Source organism: Bacteroides sp. MSSM.1001136sp1_RTP21357st2_D2_RTP21359_211015 (assembly GCF_040913205.1).
Lineage (GTDB): Bacteria > Bacteroidota > Bacteroidia > Bacteroidales > Bacteroidaceae > Bacteroides > Bacteroides ovatus.
Genome location: NZ_JBDFVF010000043.1, coordinates 25329 through 46346, shown reverse-complemented (window position 1 = coordinate 46346; position 21018 = coordinate 25329). Strand labels below are relative to the sequence as shown.

Sequence of the window (21018 nt, the reverse complement as noted above, 5' to 3'; positions counted from 1 at the left end):
ATGAAGTTATTTAATCATCTATTCCTGCTAATACTATCACAATCTCGCCCCGGGGTTCGGTAGCGGTAAAGTGTTCTATCAATTCAGCCAAACTGCCCCGAACTGTTTCTTCGTGGAGTTTGGATATTTCACGCGACACGGTTGCCTGACGTTCAGCACCGAAATATTCGGCAAACTGTGTTAACGTCTTCAACAGACGGTGGGGTGATTCATAAAACACCATCGTGCGGTGTTCTTCCGCCAATGTCTTCAGTCGTGTCTGCCGTCCTTTCTTCTGGGGGAGAAATCCCTCGAAGCAGAACTTCTCGTTCGGCAATCCCGATGCTACGAGTGCCGGAACAAAAGCGGTTGCTCCCGGCAAGCACTGCACTTCAATACCGTTGCGCACACATTCACGAACAACCAGAAATCCGGGATCGGAAATTCCAGGCGTTCCGGCATCCGAAATTAGTGCCACCGTTTCACCTGCCTTTATTCTATTAACAACACTTTCCACCGTTTTATGTTCATTAAATTTGTGGTGGGATTGCATTGCATTCTTTATTTCAAAGTGTTTCAGCAAGATACCGGAAGTACGTGTATCCTCCGCCAAAATCAGATCGACCTCTTTCAGGACTTTGATAGCCCGAAAAGTCATGTCCTCCAGATTCCCTACCGGCGTAGGCACCACATATAGCTTTCCCATCTTGTTTTTGTTTTATACTGATTGATTAAAATATTTCTTTAGTAGCTCCAGAAAGTCGTTCACCGCCTCCTTTTCTTCATTCAATTCGACTTTCGAGGACAGAAATGCGACTGCAGTCTTGTAGGAACTCATTACTGATATCTGTTCGATAACCCGATTCATCAAATCAGTGTTGCCTCCGAACAGTTCACGAGAAAAACGGAAAGAATCATTCAAGCTGATAGCATGTCGCAAGCCGGCAGACAGTTTGAGACTTTCTCCCAACACAGCCGATTTAGGTTCTTCCTCTTTCACAACAGTTTCAACGACAGGTTCCTCAACAATTGCCGGTTCCTCTTTTTTCCCTTCTTCTTCTTCTTCTTCTTCTTCTTCTTCTTCTGCTGCTGCTGCTGCTGCTGCTGCTTCTTCTTCTGCTGCTGCTTCTTCTGCTGCTGTCTCTGCAGCTGCCGCTATTACGACAGGTTTCTCTTCCGCAACAATGGCTTCTCCTTCCTCATCTTCTTTCACAACAACCGATTCGAGAGATTGTATAATCACGGGGGAATCCTCTTCAGACCCGGCAACTTCATCCTCCTCTTCCGCTGTCTCTTCCACAGCTGACGGAGAAATTACCTGAACAGCATCCACCTCCTGCTGCAGTTCGTCCAAACGCCCCTGCATCCGTGTAATGCTCCGCTTCAACAGTTCAGACAAAGTCGGAGTCGGCTCCTTGGTAAATGAATCCATGAGATACTTCAACTCATGAACATCCAACTCAATATCTGTTAATAGCTTCTGTTTCATGTCAGTCCATTGTTTATACGGTGCGAATGTAGGAATAATTTATGCAATAACTTAAAATAATGGATAATTTAACAGTTCTTGCACATTGAATTGCTTACCTTTGTCCACATATTTATTTAATCAAGAAAACACAAAATCTCATGGTATTATTTTCAGAAGACCACATACAGGAGACTAGAAGAAGAGGCCGGATCGAAGTAATCTGCGGTTCTATGTTCTCCGGAAAGACAGAGGAATTGATTCGCAGAATGAAGAGAGCGAAATTCGCGAAACAACGTGTCGAGATATTCAAACCTGCTATCGACACCCGTTATTCAGAAGAAGACGTAGTCTCTCACGACAGCCATTCTATCGCCTCCACTCCCATCGATTCGTCAGCCAGCATTTTACTGTTTACTTCTGAGATAGATGTAGTAGGTATTGATGAAGCACAGTTCTTCGACAGTGGTTTGATTGATGTATGCAACCAGCTTGCCAACAATGGAATCCGTGTTATCATTGCAGGATTAGATATGGACTTCAAAGGAAATCCGTTCGGACCTATGCCACAATTGTGCGCCATTGCCGATGAAGTCTCCAAAGTTCATGCGATCTGTGTGAAATGTGGTCAGCTGGCTTCTTTCTCACATCGTACAGTCAAGAATGAGAAACAGGTTCTTTTAGGCGAAACAGCCGAATATGAGCCTCTGTGCAGGGAATGTTATCTCCGTGCACGAGAGGAAGATGAGCAGAAAGTATAAACTCTATAAAGAAACAGATTATGGAAAGGAAAAAGATAACATTCGACAGTTTTATACGCGGTTCCATCGGATGTGTGTTAGTTGTAGGAATATTAATGCTCGTGGAACGTCTTAGCGGAGTGTTATTGCCTTTCTTTATTGCGTGGCTGATAGCTTATATGGTCTATCCGTTAGTCAAATTCTTCCAGTATAAGCTACGATTAAAAAGCCGCATTATTTCCATCTTCTGTTCCTTATTCCTCATTACGGTTATCGGAGTCACTTTATTCTACCTATTAGTGCCACCGATGATTTCGGAAATAGGCAGAATGAACGATTTGTTGGTGACTTACCTCACCAATGGAGCCGGTAACAATGTACCTAAGAACCTTTCTGAATTTATCCACGAGAACATTGATCTTCAGGCGTTGAACCGTGTATTAAGTGAAGAGAATATCCTGGCGGCAATCAAGGATACCGTCCCCAGAGTGTGGACTTTGCTTGCAGAATCTCTCAACATTCTATTCAGCATCCTTGCCTCCTTCATTATATTATTATATGTAATCTTTATATTATTGGATTACGAAGCAATAGCTGAAGGATGGTTACATCTGCTACCCAATAAATACCGTACGTTTGCCTCCAACCTGGTTCACGACGTACAGGATGGTATGAACAGATATTTCCGTGGACAGGCTTTGGTTGCTTTTTGCGTAGGTATCCTTTTCAGCATTGGTTTCCTAATTATCGATTTTCCCATGGCTATCGCTTTGGGACTTTTCATCGGAGCATTGAATATGGTTCCCTACTTGCAAATCATCGGTTTCCTTCCCACCATTTTATTGGCAATTCTCAAAGCTGCCGACACCGGACAGAACTTCTGGATTATCATTGCATGTGCATTAGCCGTCTTTGCGATCGTACAAATCATACAGGATACCTTCCTTGTCCCCAAAATCATGGGAAAGATTACCGGACTGAATCCTGCCATCATCCTTTTATCTCTTTCTATCTGGGGTTCATTAATGGGAATGCTCGGCATGATTATCGCCTTGCCACTAACAACTTTGATGCTCTCCTACTACCAACGCTTTATTATCAACAAAGAAAAGATAAAATATGATGAAGTAGAAACTACTGATAATCAAGAAACAAGCCACAACGAGGAAAAATAATTGAAACTTTTTTCTACGGAATGCTTGCAAATTAAATAAAAGTAACTACCTTTGCACCCGCAATCAGGAAATAACTGATTCGCAAATAAGGATTGATTCGCTAGCTCAGCAGGTAGAGCACAACACTTTTAATGTTGGGGTCCTGGGTTCGAGCCCCAGGCGGATCACATAAGAACAAAGCCAAACGGCGACAAAAAAGAGACAAGTCCTACAATATCAACGTATTGTAGGACTTTTTTTATTGTTTCAGTCTTGCCTGAAAGACAAAAAAGGGGCACGAAAAGACACGGTTGAGTATCCAAATCGTACCCCCTTCCCCCAAAAACGATTAGGGGGTACGATTGTCGGAAAATGGCTTACTTTTGACGTGATTTGTCTATACTCTATTTATCTCATTTACAGTGATTAAAATTAGTTTTGCAATCTAAAAAAGTGAGATTATGAAAAATGAAAAGAGTACATTCAGCGTATTGTTTTACCTGAAAAAAGACAAGATGAAAAAGAATGGTTTAGTACCCATTCATGCCCGTATCACAATCAACGGCAAACAGACCCAATTCAATACCAAGTTAGAGGTCTTAGAAACTAACTGGAAATCCGGCAGAGCCGTAGGCAAATCTATGGAGATACAAAGGCTTAATTCCATGCTGGACGACATCAAAGCTAATATCCGTTCACACTTCCATAACCAGTTGATGCGTGATAGCTATGTTACGCCCGAAAGCGTAAAAAATGCACTATTGGGAAAAGAGGAAGAAGCAAATACCATTATTTCTTTTTTCACCCAGCACAACGACCAATACAAGAAAAAGGTCGAAGCAGGAGAAGCCACACCCAAAACGTATAGCAGATACGAACTGACAAAGTTACGCTTAACTCAATACATGAAAGATGAATATCATGTATCGGATTTGCCTATACGCCAAATCAACAAGGTATTCATTGAAAACTTCTACCTATATATAATAAAGAACCACGATTGTTCACCCAATACGGCAATGAAGTTTATCCAGCGTTTCCGCACAGTGGTAAATTTCGCACAGGGTACAGGGCTGATAACCGCAGACCCGTTCGCCCATTATAAACTGAAATTCGAGTATATAGAAAGAGGGTATCTTGATAAGGACGAAATAAGCAGGATATGCAATAAAGAATTTGCTTCAAAGCGTTTGGAGCAAGTACGGGATATTTTCATTTTTAGCTGCTACACGGGACTTTCATACGTGGATATATGCGAATTAACCCGCAACGATATACGTATGGCATTTGATGATAATCTGTGGATTATAAAGAAACGCCACAAGACAAAAGTAACATCAAATATCCGCTTGCTGGATATTCCTAAAGCTATCCTGAACAAATACGAGGGGAAACTTAAAAACGGTCAGCTATTACCTGTTATCAGCAATCAAAAGATGAATGATTACTTGAAAGAAATTGCCGTTCTATGTGGTATCGACAAAAATGTCACGTTCCACCTTGCCCGCCACACATTCGCCACGACCATTACTTTAGCCAATGGCGTACCCATTGAGAGCGTATCTAAGATGTTGGGACACACGGATATTCGTACTACTCAAATTTATGCAAAAGTCATTGATACCAAACTAAGCAATGATATGGACTTGCTGGCACAGAAAATCAATACCCAAAAGGTTGCTGCCATTTAGCAAATTAGTAACTGGTCACAACTCGTGACCAGTTACCTAAAGATAGCTTATCACTTAACAACTTAAAATATAGGAATTATGGACTTACAAATCATTCAGAGCAAGATTTATGAAATCAGAGGTTGCCGGGTCATGCTCGACAGCGACCTTGCAGCACTTTACCAAGTGGAAACAAAAGCACTCAAACAGGCAGTCAAACGTAACATCGACCGTTTCCCGGAAGATTTCATGTTTGAACTTACCAAAGAAGAAACCGAATCTTTAAGGTCACAAATCATGACCGCAGAAAGAGGGACAGAAGACGAAACAAACTTGAGGTCACAATTTGTGACCTCAAGATGGGGTGGTTCCCGTTATCAGAATTTCGTGTTTACCGAACAGGGGGTGGCAATGATTTCTTCCGTGTTAAGAAGCGATACAGCCGTTAAGGTGAATATCTCCATCATGCGGGCTTTCGTCCTCATGCGCCAAATGTCAATCGGTTACGAGGAACTTCTTAGACGCATCGAAGAACTGGAACAGAGTACGGATGCACAATTCAGCGAAGTTTATCAAGCACTGACCCAGTTACTAAGCAAACCCGAACCGAAGCCACGCAAACCGATAGGATATAGAACCTATGACGAATAACGGTTTAAGGTATTCAGTTGTCTAAGGGGTGTCACCAGTGATACCCCTTTTTCAGTTCCCTAAAGTAATGTATCTCAATCACAAATTTTAGCAAAGTTACAGCCCGGTGGGGACAAATACCAAATCCGAGCCGTTCCGGTTTTCTAAAAAATCTCCACACCTACGGGTCGTATTTTTTGAAAAGATATGGTTGAAGTCCCCGCCAAACTGTGGGTGTCCGGCAAAATTTCTTATTGTTTAATTTAAAATTCAGTAGTCATGAAAACAACAGAATTTACCATGCCGGAAATCACTATCTCTTATAAAGACAATGTAAAAGCATCCGAAAGGGTGAAAATACTCTCATCCGAAACGTCCTATTCTTACCTGAAAACGTTCTATGCGGAATGTATGGAACACCACGAAGAAAGCTATGTAATGTTCCTCAACCGGGCTAACAAGGCTTTAGGCGTTTCCCTTATCTCTAAAGGCGGGATGGCGGAAACTGTAATGGACGTGAAAATCATCCTGCAAACCGCCTTAAAAGTCCATGCTTCGGGCATAATCCTCTCACATAACCATCCATCGGGCAACCTACGTCCGAGCGAACCGGACAAACAAATTACCTCAAAAATTAAGGAAGCGTGTAAATACTTGGATTTAGTTCTGTTAGACCATATCATCTTAACGGATGAACGCTATTACAGCTTTACGGACGAGGGGCTTTTATAAGCCCTTTTTTAGTTTCTTAAATGCTATTGAATTTGTGCATTGATTTCGTTTCTGAACCTCATTGGATTAGCTATAAACTTAAATATATTGGTAGCCCCACCCGTAGTTACGACAATAGAACCAAAGCCTAAAATACGCCCCATAATACTTTGATTAATCCGCAGTCCCTCACATTTACTTAAAATCAATTCGAGAGCGTCCCGGCTTAAAATGCCTGATTTCAAAATGACCTTTTTATTTGTGACAACATATTCAGCCCCTATCTTTAGGAGAACTCTTTTTATCAACTGGAATAGCCCCAACAATAACAAAAGTAAGCCGATATAATAAATGAAGCCTGTCTGTGCAGATGAAAAGAAAGCACCCAGTAATAGCAGTATTGCCGGATATACGAATATATACCAATGAATATCTGCCTTATATTTTATTTCTTCACCTGTTTGTAGGTTGTTTTGAATATAGCTCATAGTCTTTTTGAATTAATAGATTGCATCGTTTTATTATCAGGGGACAAAAGTACGTATTAATCAGAACGGTATAAAATAAATCTTAGGTTTTTCTTTCAGACCAAAACTTAAATTTTAAAATAAAACCATTTTTCCAGTTTCTCCTATTGTAAATCTTCCTCTTAGGCAGTCCCCAGCCGAAGCAGTCATTATCGTATCACATAGGCAAAGGTATTTCCGTGTTCTTCACGTCTTTGCAAGGTCAAGCCCTAAAGGGTTTAAACAAAAATCTTCCTGCTGTACTTCGTCCAGAGAGTATTTTTCTTTAAAATCTTGCAAAGCCTAAACACTACCCTTTAAAGCCTATATGAAACGAAAACGACCGCCCCGACCGGAAACGCATAAAAAAAAAGTCAGATTTACGAGAAACAGGAAAAAAGGTTATGAAACTCAACTCCCTTACCTCTCAAATCCGCATAAATTAAAAAATACAGAAGTCATGGAAGCAGTAACATTATCAGAAGCAAGAGTTTATGTAGGTACTTACAACAAGTATAACAACGGTTCACTTTTCGGCAAGTGGTTAGACCTTTCCGACTATTCGGATAAGGACGAATTTTTAGAAGCGTGCCGGGAACTGCATAAGGACGAGCAAAACCCGGAATTTATGTTTCAGGACATCGAGGACATACCCGAAGCCCTGATTTCCGAAAGTTGGCTTTCCGATAAGTTCTTTGAGCTACGGGATGCCATTGAAAAGCTAAGCGAAACCGAACAGGAAGCGTTTTTCGTATGGTGCGACCATCACAACAGCGATATAAGCGAAGCAGATGCGGACGACCTTGTTTCTTCCTTTGAGGACGAATATCAGGGAGAATATAAAGACGAGGAAGATTACGCCTATGAAATCGTAGAGGAATGTTACGAACTGCCGGAGTTCGCAAAAACCTACTTTGATTATTCCGCTTTTGCCCGTGACCTGTTTATGACTGATTACTGGATGGATAACGGTTTTGTTTTCCGTTGCGCCTGATTATTAACCGGGTGGAGCAATCCACCCACAACACACCAAGACAATGAAAGTATATAATAAGATAACGACTTTTTTACGATGGTTTATACTTGCTTTTATCATCTATCAGGCAGCCACCAGCACCGCCGGAATGTGGATAGCCCTAACCATAGGCTTTTTTATTATCCGGTTCGTTCTCCGGCTGTTTATCTCTGCCGTTTACCTGTTTTGCATGGCGATTATTTTCATTGTGCTGCTTTCACTTCTGATTATCTGATAACTCATTATAAATTATACCAATATGGAAACTTTAAACAAAAACGGGGTAAGCATTACCCAAACACCGGGAGAAGAAAAATATGTAAAATGCTGTTTGGGCGCATTCAGGGGACAGATTTATTTCCAGTATGATTATCGCCATACAGATATGGAACTGTTCAGCACAGTAGCTAAAACGCTTGACGAATGCCGCAAACAGCGGGATGAATGGATAGCGAAAAAAGAAAAGAAACAATAACGATAAAAATAAGTACATTTATGAAAACGACAGAAGTAAATAACAAGATTATCGGCAGACGTTGCAAGTGCATATTTACCGGATTGTTGGTAACGGGTGTTATCGAGGACACCACAGAGGATAAATATACGGTCAGCGTGAAAGTACGTTTCGACACGCCGCACCAGTGGGGTGATGAATTTTATTCCTATGACTGGTCTTTCGGACGGAAAGCAGACGGTTCCGGCTCTTTGAAGTATTTGGAACTGTTGCCGGACAAAACAACATTCGATGCAATGATAGTCACTTTCGGCGACCCCATCGGCACATTAGACACTATTTTTGAAGATGTGAAAACATGGGGTGTCTGTTCCTTGAAAGGATGGATAGACAGCTACGAAAGCACCCGTTTCACTCCCATAGGCACAGATAAGGCAGTGATAACAAGTGAATATAATATGGAATGTGTAAAAGAGTGGCTGGAACATAACACACCCATAAAGAACATTATAATCGGTTAATGAAGAACGGCGGCATTTGCCGCCGCTACTTTCTTTCAGTGAGCCGAAGCGGACAAAGAAAGATAGCAAAGAAACCTGTTTCCATTCCCTATAAAAAAGATAATCCGCCGGGAAATACCCGCCGGATTATCTATCATAACGTTACGCATAACGTATCATTCCAATTCTTCGCCCCACAGTTCTTTATCTGTTGGAGCGTGTTTCATTTCATACCAGCACCAGCAACCAGCCAGCAGGTAAAGGGCAATCAAAGCCAATACCATAAAGATAATGCACTGTTATTCCTCATGGTGCAGAAAAGTTACTTTCAGAACACATACCATTTCTTCATCTTCGGCATCAAATTTCCATGTCCGTTTTTTGACAACCATTTCATTGTCATAATCGAACCATTCCAGCACGGGTGCATCATCTTCTTCATCCACCCATTTGAAAGCCTGATTGGACGGTGTTTTTCTTAATTCCGCCCGGTCAAATTGGGAAATGCTTTCTTTATCCACTATCACAATGTCACCGACTGCCGGAACTGCATCTGTTTTCCATGTGGTATTTACAAAGAATGAAATACCGTTTATATCCAATTCTATTTTAACCATACTCTTTTTACTTTATTTGTTTTCTTCTTCCTTGTTATTGTCATTATTGAATGAAAACGTCAGTTGTTCCACCTGCCCGAAGCTATCCTGAAAATACACATCTACCGTCTGTTGGTCGGTTGATGCGGAAGTATAATAAAGCCGGAATATTTCGCCCGGAAGCGTGTATAGGTCATTCGGCAGTAAAACCGTCCCATCGGACATTTTCAGTATTCCCGCCCCGTCCGGCTGGAAATAACGGATGAAATACTTTGTTTCCTCAAACCGTCCGTCCCGGTGAAGCTGGCAGCGTATTTCCGCCGTTTCACCCACCTTTAATTTCTTCGGTACTGGCATCGTTTCAATACTGAACGGGTAAGACTGCTGTATATCCACATCGTCATTACACGCACCCACAAATAAGATGGCGGCCATTACATAGCAGCCCATCAAAATACGGCTTAAAATCTTTCTCATATACATTATATATAATAGGTTAGTTTATCACATTATAAATTTCAGCCCCACGCCGAACTGTGTATGGAACTTTCCAACGGAAGAACCGAACAGGCATCTTTCCCGTGCGTTAATAAGGAACACCACCCGGTCAGTAATATAACTCTCCAGTTCCAGTGTCAGCGCACCGCCATAAACAAAACCGTCCTTATCGGTCAGGGTCGAGCCATCGGGCAGCAATTTATCGCCCCAGTTGCTTGTTTCATACCCGGCAAGTGCGGACAATCCCAGCGAGAGAAAAAAGGTTTTCTTCCGGTCGGAAAGGAAATTCAGATAGTAACCGCCCTCGCCTGTAAACTGGCTGACTGGAATTTGCAAATCCTTGTAGGGGTAATGCTTTTCGAGGTATTCCCCGCCGATAACCCACCTGTTCCCGTTTTTTGTATAAGTGGAAAGAGCCGCCCCGAAGTAATAAGCGAAATCGCTTTTACTGTTCCAGTGAACACCGTCCGCCATGCCGCCCGTAACCTGCAAACCTTTCATTCCCGGCAGACATCTTTGTGCATGTGCCTGGTTAAAAGTCAGGCACAGCACAAAAAGGGATATAATACAGCATATCCTTTTCATGTTCATTTGATTTTAAGTTCGTTAATCACTTTGGCTGCCACGACATCCGAGTTCTCAACCCGGATAGTTTGGTGTCTGCCCCCGTTCTTTTCCACCAGTTCGATAACTAATATCTTATCGTCAGGGATAGTGAACTGTGGAACGGTGTACACGGTGCGGACGGTACTTTTGCCGCCGATAACCAGTATCTCGTTATAGCTCCGTACCGGGTCAATCACCGTTTCCTGAATAGCCGTTCTTTTGGCTACCTTTTTATCCACAATTTTGAAACGGATGAAATCGGTATCAAACGGCACGTTTGAACTGTTCCTTACCTGTGTATGAAAATAGAAAAGCCCGTTATGCGCATAAATCCCCTTTACCAAAAACTGCACCCCGAAACGCTTGCATCCCAAATGCTTTATTTCCCGGTCATTGTTCTTGTAGATGGACTGCATAATCAGCTTTACCAAAAGCGGGCTTTCGCTGCCCAGTTCACGGAAATAGATGTTCATCCGGGTATGGCTGAAATCCGTTGTGTCCTCATTCTCCAAGAAATCTTTCATTTCGATGTTCAGCATTTCCGGTTCATGTGCGTACTTCGCATTAAAGGAATAAAAACTGCCATCCTCACAGATAACGGAAAAATTGGTTTCACCGGGAAAGCCCTCTGTTGTGGCTTTCACCCTGACAACATTTTCCGCCCCGTCCGCTTTTCCGGCAATAATGTAGTTACTGCCTAAGTCCACGTACTTAACGGCAGACGGGAAAATGATATGTACTGTTTTGGCGAATGTCACCTGCACGCCGTAAGGTGTCACCATTTGACGGTAAGGGAGTTTCTTTGTAATGCCTTGATACAAATCGTTACTTTGTGCTTTCACGGAAACCACGCCCATGATAAGAGCGAATAAAATCATTAACTTTTTCATTTTGGATTGAAATTTTTATGGTTGATAAATAAATTACTGTTGTTTGGCGTAAAGCATCACCTGATAGTTCGCTTTCAAGTGTACTTTTACCGTTCTGAACTTCTTGGCAAGGTATTGCGACCCGCCTTGCATCAAGCCCCTTGTAATATCCATTGCGACCTGTTGCCCTGCACTTTGCGCAAAGGAAATGCTCGTTCCCAGTCCCGCACCGATATTCGCCATCGCTTCTTTTGCCGCTTCCTGTTCCAGTGACGAGGGTACGGAAAGCCCCTTTTGCCCGTCACTGTCATACACGGCAAGTTCCACCGGAATGATGTTACCCGCATATTCGAGCGAGGAAATCAGTATATCGAGCCGTTCACCCTGAACTTTGGCACTTCCCGATACAAGGCTGTTTTTCGGAACAATGACATTGCCCGCTTGCAACGGTTCTAACAGTCGGAGCTTGACGGTCTGCCCGTCCGTCAGTGTTTGGTCGTTATGAATGCACGCCCGGATAGTGTTCTTTCCTATCGAATAACCACTGCCGACCGCCGTATTAAACCCGTAATTGCGTGGCTTACTGTATTCGGCGATAAATTCAGCGTTGCTCATGGGCTGCTGCAATCCTGAAACCGTCCTGTCCGATACCGATTTTACAGGTGTAGCGTTTCCGCTTCCTTTAACGGGTGCGGATGGCGTAACCTGTGCAATCTGTCCCGGCTGCAAACTTTGCCCGTTCTGTCCGTTCATGTATTTTGCCGCCAGTTCGTATGACTTTTCCATAAGTGCCACCTGTTCATCCATGCTGCCCGCCCCGTTTTCTTTGGCATCGAGCCGGGCAGTAAGTTCTTCCACTTGACGTTTGAGTTCCTCTTTTTCCTTGTCCTCTTTCGGCGTTTCATAGAAACTGCCTAACTGACGGTTCATGTCCCGGTAAGCCGCCGCCGAAGACTGGATAGAGGAACGGCTATTGTTCGGCGCACCCGCCCCGAAGTCAATCACGGCGTTTTTCGGCTTTTCCGCCGGAGCATCATCTATCAGGGTCAAATCTTCCCCGTTCCCGTTTTCCTCTCCCAACGAAAAGGCAAAATCCTGTAAGGAGCGCATCTTGTCCGCCTGTTTGTTCTCCATCTGTTCCTGTTCATAGGCTGTCTTTTTATCGCTGATTATCCCGTCCCCTTTGGGTTGCGGAATATCGGCGTTAAATCCGCCCACGCTTTCCACCTTTGCTTCATCCTTGTCGGACGGTGCAAAAATCAGGTACATAGACCCCAAGAAAACCAGTCCCATAAGCGGGTAAACCAGCATCTTCTTCCGTTGCTGTATCTGTTGCGGGGTAAGTTCCTTTTTCGTTTTTTCCTCTTTCTTCCTGTCCGTTTCCGGTGCAGGAACTTCATTCCTTACTTCTTTTTCTTCCATTGTCTGACTGATTAAAAATGTTCGTACTGTCTTTACCTTGTAGCTGTAACTGCCTGATATGCTCTATCCGTATGGTTTCGCCATTCTCTTTTCCTATCCGGTAAATGGATGATACCGTAAAGTAGATGGATAGCCCGCCGAAGAACAGGAGCATAAGCAGGATTACCGCCAGCCTTATTTCCGGTGTCATGTGCCCGCACAGGTGGCGGAGTTTTTCATCCGCCCAGTCCTGCACATGGGTAATCGCCTGATTCACCGGAGAGAGAATTTTCCGTATCATGGTTTACCGCTTTATGGTGTTCAAGTCCTTGTTTTCCGTTATCTCGAAACTTTCCATGATAAAGCCGTGCGGGTTGTTGTCACTCCTTACGGCGTTTAGCAACCGGCAACGGGTGACAAGGCTTCTTTCAGTTACACTACTTTCACGGATAATCATTTGGCGGGCATAGGTAGCCACTGCATACGGGTACACATCGAAATTGCAAGAAACACTGTCTATCCGTATGGTCTGGCTGATGTTACCGGAGATTATACGGTTATAATACCCTTTTTCCGAAAGGTCACGATAATAGTTGAATGCGCTCTTGTCGGCAAGGAACAGCGACCGTTTGATATTGCTTTCGATAGCGTTCTTATCCGGGGACAATGTAAAAAAGAGTTCGTGAAAACGCTTCACGTGTTCCCTTGCTTCGACCGGACGGTTTTGCGAGAGGTCTTGCGAAAGCGCAAGCATCAACGATTTACCGCCATCCAAGACATAAATCTTCTGCCGTTGCGCTTCGGCAAACGTGTAGGAGTTCCAAACCGCATAACCCGTTATCAAGGTACACATGACGACAAACACAATCCCGAAAAGCCGTATCTGTTTGAAACTGGTTTCAATGTTCTTTAAACTTTTAAATTCCATCTTGATTTTTATTTATTGGTTACTTTTGATTAGTTTACCGCCGACCCTGCCGCCAGCGTTCCCGGTTGCTGCCCCTGCCACTGCCCCGACACCGCTACCTGTCTTGTTAGCCGCACTGTTTATATTCCGGTTCATGTTACCCATTCCGCCCGCCTGAATAATCCAGTTCGATACGGTGGGGATGGTGAAGTAACCGATGATACCGATTATCATAAAAATGATGTACACGCTGTTGCTTCCGTCCGGTATGAAATTGGGGTCTGATAGTTCCTGAATATCCTTTTGAAGCATAAGCACCTGTATTCGGGCAAGAATGGAACTGAACAGGTCTGAAACAGGCAGCCACAGGTAAACGGAAATGTACCTTGTTATCCATTGGGTCAGTGTCGCCTGAAAGCCATCATACACGCTGATGGCAAAGGCTATCGGACCCAATATTGCCAGTACGATAAGGAAAAAGGTTCGGATAGTGTCTATCACAAGGGCTGCCGATTGAAAGAGCAGTTCCAAAAGTTCCCTAAACCAGTCCCGGACGGATTGCTTGATATTGTGGGCTGCCCTATCCATGTACATACCGCCCATCGTGGCAATATCTTTGGCAGACCATCCCAATTCGTCAATCTGTTTATCAAACGCTTCATCCGAAACAAGGTAAGCCGTTTCCGGATTGCGTACCATCGCTTCATATTCCAGCTTGTCCTTTTGTTCCCGATAGGCGTTCATATCGAAAGTCTGCGTTTCGAGCATGTTGTTGCACCCCTTGACTACTGGCGACATCACGCTGTTAATCGTACCCAGTACGAATGTGGGGAAGAACATAATACAGAAGCCAATCACAAAAGGACGCAGGAGCGGATAAACGTCTATCGGTTCGGCACTGGCGAGCGACTGCCATACTTTGGCAGCCACATAAAATAATGCGCCCAGTCCCGCTATTCCTTTGGCTACCCCCGCCATGTTCCCGCATAACGGCATCATGTCCGTGTACAGACTTCGTAAAATCTGATGCAGGTTGTCAAATTCGATTGCTAATAACATATCTTTGATTTATTAGAAGTTACCAGTAGCGTTCATCCGCCGAGCCGTAAAGAGCCATTACCCGGTCGGTGTCCTTTTTCTTTTTCGCCCGCAGGTAGGAAACGGAAATGTTCTTCCGGGTATAGTAGCTTACCAAATCCCGGTAGTTCCTGATGGCGTTATACGTCCGGTCGATAACGTCCATCCGTTCCTTGTCCGACATGGAAAGCCCGTTGATGTTCACCACGCTTTTCATTTCTTCCAGCACATCGGAACTTTCCTGCAACAGTTGGGTATATCCGTAGGCAATGGCGGAAAGTTCGTCCGGTGTATAGTTCTCATCCGAAAGCATCTTCTGAAAACTGTTCACGTAGATGTCGGAAATCTCCCCGATAAGCAGGATGGACTTTTGCACCTTTCGGGCATCTTTCACAAGGTTATGCACTGATTTAAGCCTGTCGTAGTATTCCTTACCCTGTTGGTAAATCTTTACCGTTTCCTGAAAATTCTTTATCATGTTCTGTGCGGTGGATGATGTCTGCACGATGTTCTTTGACGCATTGATAATCCCTTGCGCCAAGTTGCCGGGGTCACTCACCACCCACTGTGCGTTTGCCCGAACAGCAAACAAACTGCCTATTACAAGCAGCATTATAATCTTTGTTCTCATACGTTTACTTCTTTATTGGTTGGTTACTTCGTTTATATTCTCCGCCGGGTGAAAGCAAAATCCGGTCGTTTTCCTTGTCGTAGGTCAGCAGGACGGAAAGCCCCGTTTCAATGAACAGGTTTCCGTCTTGTTCTGAAATCTGATAGGTTTCCGTTTGGATTGTCCCCCGGTAGGTCTTTCGATAGGTCGTTACCCGGTAATGCCCGTTTTCCTCAAAAAGAGAGAACGCCGGACGGTTCTTCACGCTCTCCCAGTCGCCACGCATCGCCCTAAGACGGTCGGCGTTTGTTTCCTTACAGGAAGAAAGCCCCAGTAGCAAGGTGCATAACAGCACCGGAAACAGGATTTTTAAATGTTTCATACTGATTGATTATTAAATTGTTAATTGATTATTTTTCAGGATTGCGCTTGCTTTCGGCAAGCCGTTTGATAGCCAGTTCGAGGTTGCCGCCCAGCTTCTCGGACAAGGCGAAAAGTTCCATCTTTTCCGTTTCTTCCGTTGTGAACGTGTAATATTCTTCCAAACTCACTTCTGTGGCATATACGGCGGACTGTGTACCGCCTAAACCTATCCAAACTTCCTTGTATTTCCGGTTCGGATGGTTGGCAAGGTTGATGGAAAGCACCTGTGAACGTTCCTTGTCGGTCAGTCCCAAAAGGTTCTGTATGCTGTCGAATTTATTAAGGTATTTCCGTTGGTCGAGCAGGATTTTACAATCCGAATTGTTTATAATACTCTCTTTTACAATGGGAGAAGATATAATATCTTCCACTTCCTGTGTGACTACAATCGCTTCACCGAAATACTTTCTGACGGTTTTATAGAGGTACTTGATGTAATCCGCCATGTTCGCCGATGCAATCGCTTTCCATGCTTCTTCAATTAATATTAATTTCCTGATACCCTTTAGTTTACGCATCTTGTTAATGAACACTTCCATGATGATAATCGTAGTAATCGGAAACAAAATTTTGTGGTCTTTGATATTATCCAATTCAAAGACAATGAAGCGTTTATGCAATAAATCAAGCTCCTTGTCGGAGTTCAGCAGGTAGTCGTATTCGCCCCCTTTGTAGTAAGGTTCTAATACATTCAGGAAATTGTCTATATCAAAATCCTTTTCCCGGACGTTCTTTTCTTGCAGGTGTTCCCGGTAATCGGTTTTCACATACTCGTAGAACGTATTGAAGCAGGGAGTAACCGAACTGTCTTTGGTAATCAGTTCGATATAGGAACTTACAGCGTTCGACAAAGCCACTTCTTCCGCCCGTGTGGGTGCTTCATCATCCCGTTTCCAAAGAGTCAGGATAAGCGTTTTTATACTTTCCTTTTTCTCGATGTCAAACACCCCATCTTCCACATAGAAAGGATTGAACGCTATCGGGTTTTCAGTGGTATAGGTGAAATATATTCCATCTTCCCCGTGCGTTTTCCGGTTTATCATTTCACACAGCCCCAAATAACTGTTTCCGGTATCAACCAACAGGACGTGCGCATTTTGTTCGTAATATTGGCGCACCATGTGGTTGGTAAAAAATGACTTGCCGCTACCACTCGGCCCAAGTATAAACTTGTTGCGATTGGTAATAATGCCCCGCTTCATGGGTAAATCAGAAATATCAATGTGTAACGGCTTTCCCGTGACCCTATCCACCATCTTGATACCAAAGGGAGAAAGCGAACTTTTATAATTCGTTTCTTCGGTAAACAGGCAAAGAGCCTGTTCGATAAAGGTGTAGAAACTTTCTTCCGCCGGGAAGTCCGCCTGATTGCCGGGTATGCCCGCCCAAAACAGGGTCGGCGTGTCGGTGGTGTTGTGGCGTGGCTTGCATTCCATAAGTGCGAGCTGTGACCCCACATCATTTTTAATGTGTTTCAGTTCGTCCCGGTCATCACTCCACGCCATGATATTGCAATGGCAACGGACGGAGATAAGCCCCTGTGAATGTGCTTCGTTCAAATATTCCTCTATCCAAGACTTGTTAATCTGATTGGCACGGCTGTATTTGGAAAGCGAGTGCATATTGCGAGCCATCTTTTCAAACTGTTTCAGGTTCTCCGTATGGTCGTCAATGAAGATATATTGGTTATAGATATGGTTGCAGGAAAGTAACACCCCAACCGGAGAAGCAAAAGACAATCTGCAATCGCTCCGGTCAGTGGATAGCTTTTCATAGCGGGTATCTGTTCCCACCTTGCCCGGCATATCTTCCGCATCCGAAAGGGTATGCAGGCAAAGGATATTGTCGCCAATCTTCATTTCGTCAGCACCCAGTGAAATATCTTTCAATGTGGTGGTGTCTGTCTGTGAGAGTGAAAAGTATTTTTCCACGATACCCGCCGTTTCCCTTGTTCCGGTTATCTCGTCCGAAGTCAGGCGGGTAAGGGTAATGAAACCGCTATCGTTCATAATGCTTTCAAACTGCCCCACCGCTTCGAGGAACTTTGTAACCGTTTCCCTGTCCCTTATCTCTTTGGGGACAAGGAAGCCCCGGCAAAGAGTGGAGAAGTTACTCTGCATCCGGCTGCGTTCCTTTGTTGTTTTCGTCAGAAACAAATAGCAGGTATGGTTTAAGAACGGTCGTTCATTGAAATGCCGTTCAAAGGAACGGGAAAGGAAACTCAAATCATCTTTTTGGATGTCAGGCGCATAGTTTTCTTTGATGAACCAGTCTTGTTTATGTACGATGCTGTAATCGGGCAGCACCTTGACTGCCTTGTTCCAAGCGGAATGTATCGCTTCGTATTCGGCTGCCGTGACGGTGAACAGTTCGGGCAGTTCCACCCGGAACGCCACCGTTATGTCGGCATCTTTGGAAACGATGCAGCCGTTTTCCACCGTGAACAGTGGAAACTTGTTTTCCAGCGTAGTAGCTTTTAATATATTTCTCATTTCGATGCTTGTTTTAAATGGAATAATCGGGATATGGCTTTTCGGTTGATGATATGGAAAGGGTGGCTTTTGCGTGCGGACAATTTCATTAACCCGTGTGTCCCGTACTTTTCGTTTAACTGGAATGTGAGCCATACAAGCAGCGTTGCCGAAGTAACGCCGAAGATGATACACACCCACTGGTTAATGCCTACCATGTACATGATGATGAAAAGTACGAATAGGGCTAACAGCCCGCCCGCAAAAATGAAAAGATACTGGCTTTTCAACCCTTTAAACTCAACTGGCTTGCCTATCCCCCTGTTAATCGGATAGTCTGCCATAGTCCGTTCTTTAGAGGAAGAATGAACGTAGGATGGTAGCTGCCACAATCAGGAAGATACAAGCACCGAACCACGAAGCCGCCGTTTTTGAGGTGTCAGGGTCGCCCGAAGAAAACTTGCCATATACTTTCACACCGCCAATCAAGCCCACCACCGCACCGATGGCGTAAATTAATTTTGTCGCTGGGTCGAAATAGCTCGTTACCATGTTCGTAGCTTCTGTAATACCCGCCATGCCGTTACCCTGTGCAAAAGCGGAGGATGCAGCCAAAAGAACGGCTGCCGAAAAGAGAACTTTCTTTTTCATTATAAATACATTGTTTTTAAATTGCCGGACGGTTGGATAGTCCGCCCGGCGGAGTGATTAATAATTGAATTTTTGTGGCTGCGGGGGAATGTTCCCCGTGTTCTAAAAGGTCTGTTTAACCGTACTCTCTTTGTTTCATCATCTTATTATTTAAAGTTTACCATTAAAGAAAATCGTTCATGTCAAAGTCTGCCATTTCATCATTTCCGGCAGCCGGGACAGTAGCGGGTACGGGTATCTCATGCTTTTGTAAAAGTTCCGCTACCCGTGACCTGCCCCCGTTAATCTGTTCCACCAGCGAATGAAACAGGTTTGTTTCCGTCCGGCAGATAGTCTGTACCGCTTGCCGTTCTTCCATTTCGGACGCTTGCTTAACCTGAATGACCTGTACCATTTGCCCCAGTTCCCCCAGCGTGATACCCTGTGCCATTTCCGGCTCACCGTCACCCATGTAACAGGCGATTTCTTCCGCTTCGATTTCATCCGGCGAAACGTCCGTTTCTTCCGCATCTTCCTTTTCAAACTCCATTTCAAATTCGGTGTCAATCGCTTGCGGGGCAGGTCTTTCTTCCTCTGCTCCATCGCTTTTCGGGACAAATATAGAAGCATTATCAACCCCTTTTGAAAGGTGTCCTAAGATGTCCCCGTTTGTCCTCATTTGTCCCATCCGGTAACGGCTTTCACCTACAAGAAAATCCCCGTTTCCGGTTTTTATGGTCGGTTTGCTTTCCGGTTGTTCCGGCTGCTTTTTCCCACCCGTGAACCATGTTCCCAAGCTATCCCGGTATCGCCATAAGAGGATGGCATAATACAGGAGCGTTCCAATAATCAACCATTTCAACATATCAGAACGGCTTTTCAAATTTGCTTTCGTACAGTTCGTTTATCTCATCCTGAAACTGGTCGAAATGCCGGAGTAGGATATTTTCTACATAGCTGCTGACGGTCGCTTTGCGTCCGCCAATAACGGTTACTATCTTCATCAGCTTTTCGTGTGTGGCACGGCTGACATATAACGGTTGTCGGTCGGTCAAGTCCACCCGCATGAAGTAGGTTTCCCGGTAATCTCCCGGAGCGTTCTTTTTTCGGCGGGCAGGTTCTTTCAATGCCTTTTCTTCCTTTACGTTTTCCGTTTCCCGTTTCGGTTCTTGTTCAGGTACGTTTGCCGGGATGTCGGGTGTTTCCGCTTTAGTTTTCACTTCCGTTGGTATTGCCACCATTGGCGTTTCCTGTTTCTTCACGGGTAAGCCCTGTGAAATAATCTCTTTCATAAAATCCTCGTCAATTTGCGGTTTCCCGCCGTTTTGCTTTGCCATATCGTTACAGTTTTATAAGGTATGCGATTTCGGTTATCAGTTCTTCCATGTTGCTGCCCTTTACCAGCCGTTTGTCTGCCGGGAACAGCGTGGAACGGAACACGGTTTTACGCTGTGCGTCCAGTTCCTTTTTAAACCTTTTGGTGTCCGGGATAAATACTTTCATAAGGGGTAGTTCCAGTTCCCTGATGGTCTGCTCATACAGGGTGTAGAGGTCTGTCTTTTCCCGCCCATCTACCATGTTCCAAAACAGGTACAGCCCTTTCAGGCGGCACGCTTCATTCTTTACCAGCAGTTTATGGATAGCCACTGCAAACGAAAGGCTGCTTTCCAATACCACCCGGTCGGCGGCTATGGGAGTGAAAATATAATCCACCCCTGAAAGGGAGTTGATAACGCCCTCACTGTTCACCGTTCCGGGCAGGTCGAAAAAGACCACATCATAGTCCATCCCGGCAGACGCAAGGTATTTATCCGCCGTTTGTATCGCTTCGTCCGGTGAACTGCACAGCACTGGGTACGCTTTCTTTCCCAGTGTTTTGAACTGGCTGAAAGCAAGCCGTTTGTAATACTCATCACTGTTCACCTGTTCGGCATCCCGTTTGCGCATGGCGGAAATAGAATGTTGCGGGTAGTCGCAATCCACGACTGCCACATTATACCCTTTGAGATAATACAGGTAACTTGCCACCAAGACGGTGAACGTTGTTTTGCCGACCCCGCCCTTTTGGGTGGAAAAAGCCACATACAAGGTTTCTTTCTTCAT

The 21018-nt window shown here is 44.3% G+C and carries 28 protein-coding genes and 1 tRNA gene; 10 read left to right on the top strand and 19 right to left on the bottom strand.

What is annotated here, in order from left to right; all coding sequences use genetic code 11:
* Positions 1-10: 10 nt before the first annotated feature.
* Complete coding sequence (gene rsmI, locus AB5217_RS21955; protein ID WP_004299177.1) at positions 11-685, bottom strand: 16S rRNA (cytidine(1402)-2'-O)-methyltransferase; 675 nt, start codon at positions 683-685, stop codon at positions 11-13.
* 12 nt (positions 686-697) lie between these two features.
* Entirely contained in the window at positions 698-1468 is a 771-nt protein-coding gene (locus AB5217_RS21950; protein ID WP_368112828.1) for a hypothetical protein, read from the bottom strand.
* Between the two features lie 140 nt (positions 1469-1608).
* Between AB5217_RS21950 and AB5217_RS21945 the strand changes: the two genes are divergently transcribed.
* The 6 genes from AB5217_RS21945 (at position 1609) to AB5217_RS21920 (ending at position 6373) form a co-directional block, all read left to right on the top strand.
* On the top strand, positions 1609-2208 hold the full coding sequence (locus tag AB5217_RS21945) for a thymidine kinase (protein WP_032843017.1): 600 nt from the start codon (positions 1609-1611) through the stop codon (positions 2206-2208).
* A gap of 20 nt (positions 2209-2228) precedes the next feature.
* A complete protein-coding gene (locus tag AB5217_RS21940) occupies positions 2229-3362 on the top strand; it encodes an AI-2E family transporter (RefSeq protein WP_004306487.1) in 1134 nt (377 codons plus the stop codon).
* 94 nt (positions 3363-3456) lie between these two features.
* Positions 3457-3529: transfer RNA gene (locus AB5217_RS21935), tRNA-Lys, on the top strand.
* A 273-nt stretch (positions 3530-3802) separates the two neighbouring features.
* The gene (locus tag AB5217_RS21930; RefSeq protein ID WP_032843420.1) at positions 3803-5032 is read left to right on the top strand and encodes a site-specific integrase; all 1230 of its coding nucleotides are present in this window, start codon (positions 3803-3805) and stop codon (positions 5030-5032) included.
* A 78-nt stretch (positions 5033-5110) separates the two neighbouring features.
* A complete protein-coding gene (locus AB5217_RS21925; protein WP_032843418.1) occupies positions 5111-5662 on the top strand; it encodes an ORF6N domain-containing protein in 552 nt (183 codons plus the stop codon).
* Positions 5663-5920: 258 nt separating this feature from the next.
* On the top strand, positions 5921-6373 hold the full coding sequence (locus AB5217_RS21920) for a RadC family protein (protein ID WP_032843416.1): 453 nt from the start codon (positions 5921-5923) through the stop codon (positions 6371-6373).
* Positions 6374-6396: 23 nt separating this feature from the next.
* Here the strand turns inward: AB5217_RS21920 and AB5217_RS21915 are convergent, their stop codons facing one another.
* On the bottom strand, positions 6397-6840 hold the full coding sequence (locus tag AB5217_RS21915) for a PH domain-containing protein (protein ID WP_032843414.1): 444 nt from the start codon (positions 6838-6840) through the stop codon (positions 6397-6399).
* 478 nt (positions 6841-7318) lie between these two features.
* Between AB5217_RS21915 and AB5217_RS21910 the strand changes: the two genes are divergently transcribed.
* The 4 genes from AB5217_RS21910 to AB5217_RS21895 are packed head-to-tail and all read left to right on the top strand — an operon-like array spanning position 7319 to position 8848.
* On the top strand, positions 7319-7852 hold the full coding sequence (locus AB5217_RS21910) for an antirestriction protein ArdA (RefSeq protein ID WP_032843214.1): 534 nt from the start codon (positions 7319-7321) through the stop codon (positions 7850-7852).
* Positions 7853-7895: 43 nt separating this feature from the next.
* A complete protein-coding gene (locus tag AB5217_RS21905; protein WP_008775050.1) occupies positions 7896-8108 on the top strand; it encodes a hypothetical protein in 213 nt (70 codons plus the stop codon).
* A gap of 24 nt (positions 8109-8132) precedes the next feature.
* Complete coding sequence (locus AB5217_RS21900) at positions 8133-8348, top strand: DUF3873 domain-containing protein (protein WP_008766850.1); 216 nt, start codon at positions 8133-8135, stop codon at positions 8346-8348.
* A gap of 20 nt (positions 8349-8368) precedes the next feature.
* Positions 8369-8848, top strand: coding sequence for a DUF6956 domain-containing protein (locus AB5217_RS21895; RefSeq protein ID WP_032843215.1), 480 nt, complete (start codon positions 8369-8371; stop codon positions 8846-8848).
* Between the two features lie 278 nt (positions 8849-9126).
* On the opposite strand, the gene AB5217_RS21890 is transcribed toward AB5217_RS21895, so the two are convergent.
* The 16 genes from AB5217_RS21890 to AB5217_RS21815 form a co-directional block, all read right to left on the bottom strand.
* Positions 9127-9444 carry a hypothetical protein gene (locus AB5217_RS21890; RefSeq protein WP_032843216.1) on the bottom strand — a complete coding sequence of 106 codons (318 nt, stop codon included), beginning with the start codon at positions 9442-9444 and terminating at the stop codon, positions 9127-9129.
* Positions 9445-9456: 12 nt separating this feature from the next.
* A complete protein-coding gene (locus tag AB5217_RS21885; protein WP_032843217.1) occupies positions 9457-9906 on the bottom strand; it encodes a DUF3872 domain-containing protein in 450 nt (149 codons plus the stop codon).
* A gap of 21 nt (positions 9907-9927) precedes the next feature.
* Complete coding sequence (locus tag AB5217_RS21880) at positions 9928-10506, bottom strand: conjugal transfer protein TraO (protein ID WP_032854648.1); 579 nt, start codon at positions 10504-10506, stop codon at positions 9928-9930.
* A gap of 2 nt (positions 10507-10508) precedes the next feature.
* On the bottom strand, positions 10509-11417 hold the full coding sequence (gene traN, locus AB5217_RS21875) for a conjugative transposon protein TraN (protein WP_032843218.1): 909 nt from the start codon (positions 11415-11417) through the stop codon (positions 10509-10511).
* A gap of 33 nt (positions 11418-11450) precedes the next feature.
* Positions 11451-12818: a conjugative transposon protein TraM gene (traM, locus tag AB5217_RS21870; protein WP_032843219.1), complete on the bottom strand. Its 1368-nt coding sequence runs from the start codon at positions 12816-12818 to the stop codon at positions 11451-11453.
* On the bottom strand, positions 12793-13098 hold the full coding sequence (locus AB5217_RS21865; protein WP_032843220.1) for a TraL conjugative transposon family protein: 306 nt from the start codon (positions 13096-13098) through the stop codon (positions 12793-12795). Before AB5217_RS21865 ends, traM begins: the two co-directional genes overlap by 26 nt.
* A gap of 3 nt (positions 13099-13101) precedes the next feature.
* Positions 13102-13725, bottom strand: coding sequence for a conjugative transposon protein TraK (gene traK, locus AB5217_RS21860; RefSeq protein WP_032843221.1), 624 nt, complete (start codon positions 13723-13725; stop codon positions 13102-13104).
* 12 nt (positions 13726-13737) lie between these two features.
* Positions 13738-14763 (bottom strand): conjugative transposon protein TraJ, encoded by a 1026-nt coding sequence (gene traJ / locus AB5217_RS21855; RefSeq protein WP_042994211.1) that lies wholly within the window; start codon positions 14761-14763, stop codon positions 13738-13740.
* A gap of 19 nt (positions 14764-14782) precedes the next feature.
* Complete coding sequence (locus AB5217_RS21850; RefSeq protein ID WP_139147513.1) at positions 14783-15412, bottom strand: DUF4141 domain-containing protein; 630 nt, start codon at positions 15410-15412, stop codon at positions 14783-14785.
* A 4-nt stretch (positions 15413-15416) separates the two neighbouring features.
* Complete coding sequence (locus AB5217_RS21845; protein ID WP_032843224.1) at positions 15417-15773, bottom strand: DUF3876 domain-containing protein; 357 nt, start codon at positions 15771-15773, stop codon at positions 15417-15419.
* Positions 15774-15801: 28 nt separating this feature from the next.
* Positions 15802-18306: a TraG family conjugative transposon ATPase gene (locus tag AB5217_RS21840; RefSeq protein WP_032843226.1), complete on the bottom strand. Its 2505-nt coding sequence runs from the start codon at positions 18304-18306 to the stop codon at positions 15802-15804.
* Positions 18303-18629 carry a DUF4133 domain-containing protein gene (locus AB5217_RS21835; protein WP_032843227.1) on the bottom strand — a complete coding sequence of 109 codons (327 nt, stop codon included), beginning with the start codon at positions 18627-18629 and terminating at the stop codon, positions 18303-18305. Before AB5217_RS21835 ends, AB5217_RS21840 begins: the two co-directional genes overlap by 4 nt.
* 10 nt (positions 18630-18639) lie before the next feature.
* Positions 18640-18936 (bottom strand): DUF4134 domain-containing protein, encoded by a 297-nt coding sequence (locus AB5217_RS21830; protein WP_005926215.1) that lies wholly within the window; start codon positions 18934-18936, stop codon positions 18640-18642.
* Positions 18937-19099: 163 nt separating this feature from the next.
* Positions 19100-19780, bottom strand: a complete 681-nt coding sequence (locus AB5217_RS21825; protein WP_032843228.1) for a hypothetical protein — start codon at positions 19778-19780, stop codon at positions 19100-19102.
* A 1-nt stretch (position 19781) separates the two neighbouring features.
* On the bottom strand, positions 19782-20252 hold the full coding sequence (locus AB5217_RS21820; protein WP_032854646.1) for a DUF3408 domain-containing protein: 471 nt from the start codon (positions 20250-20252) through the stop codon (positions 19782-19784).
* Positions 20253-20256: 4 nt separating this feature from the next.
* A complete protein-coding gene (locus tag AB5217_RS21815; RefSeq protein WP_032843235.1) occupies positions 20257-21018 on the bottom strand; it encodes a ParA family protein in 762 nt (253 codons plus the stop codon).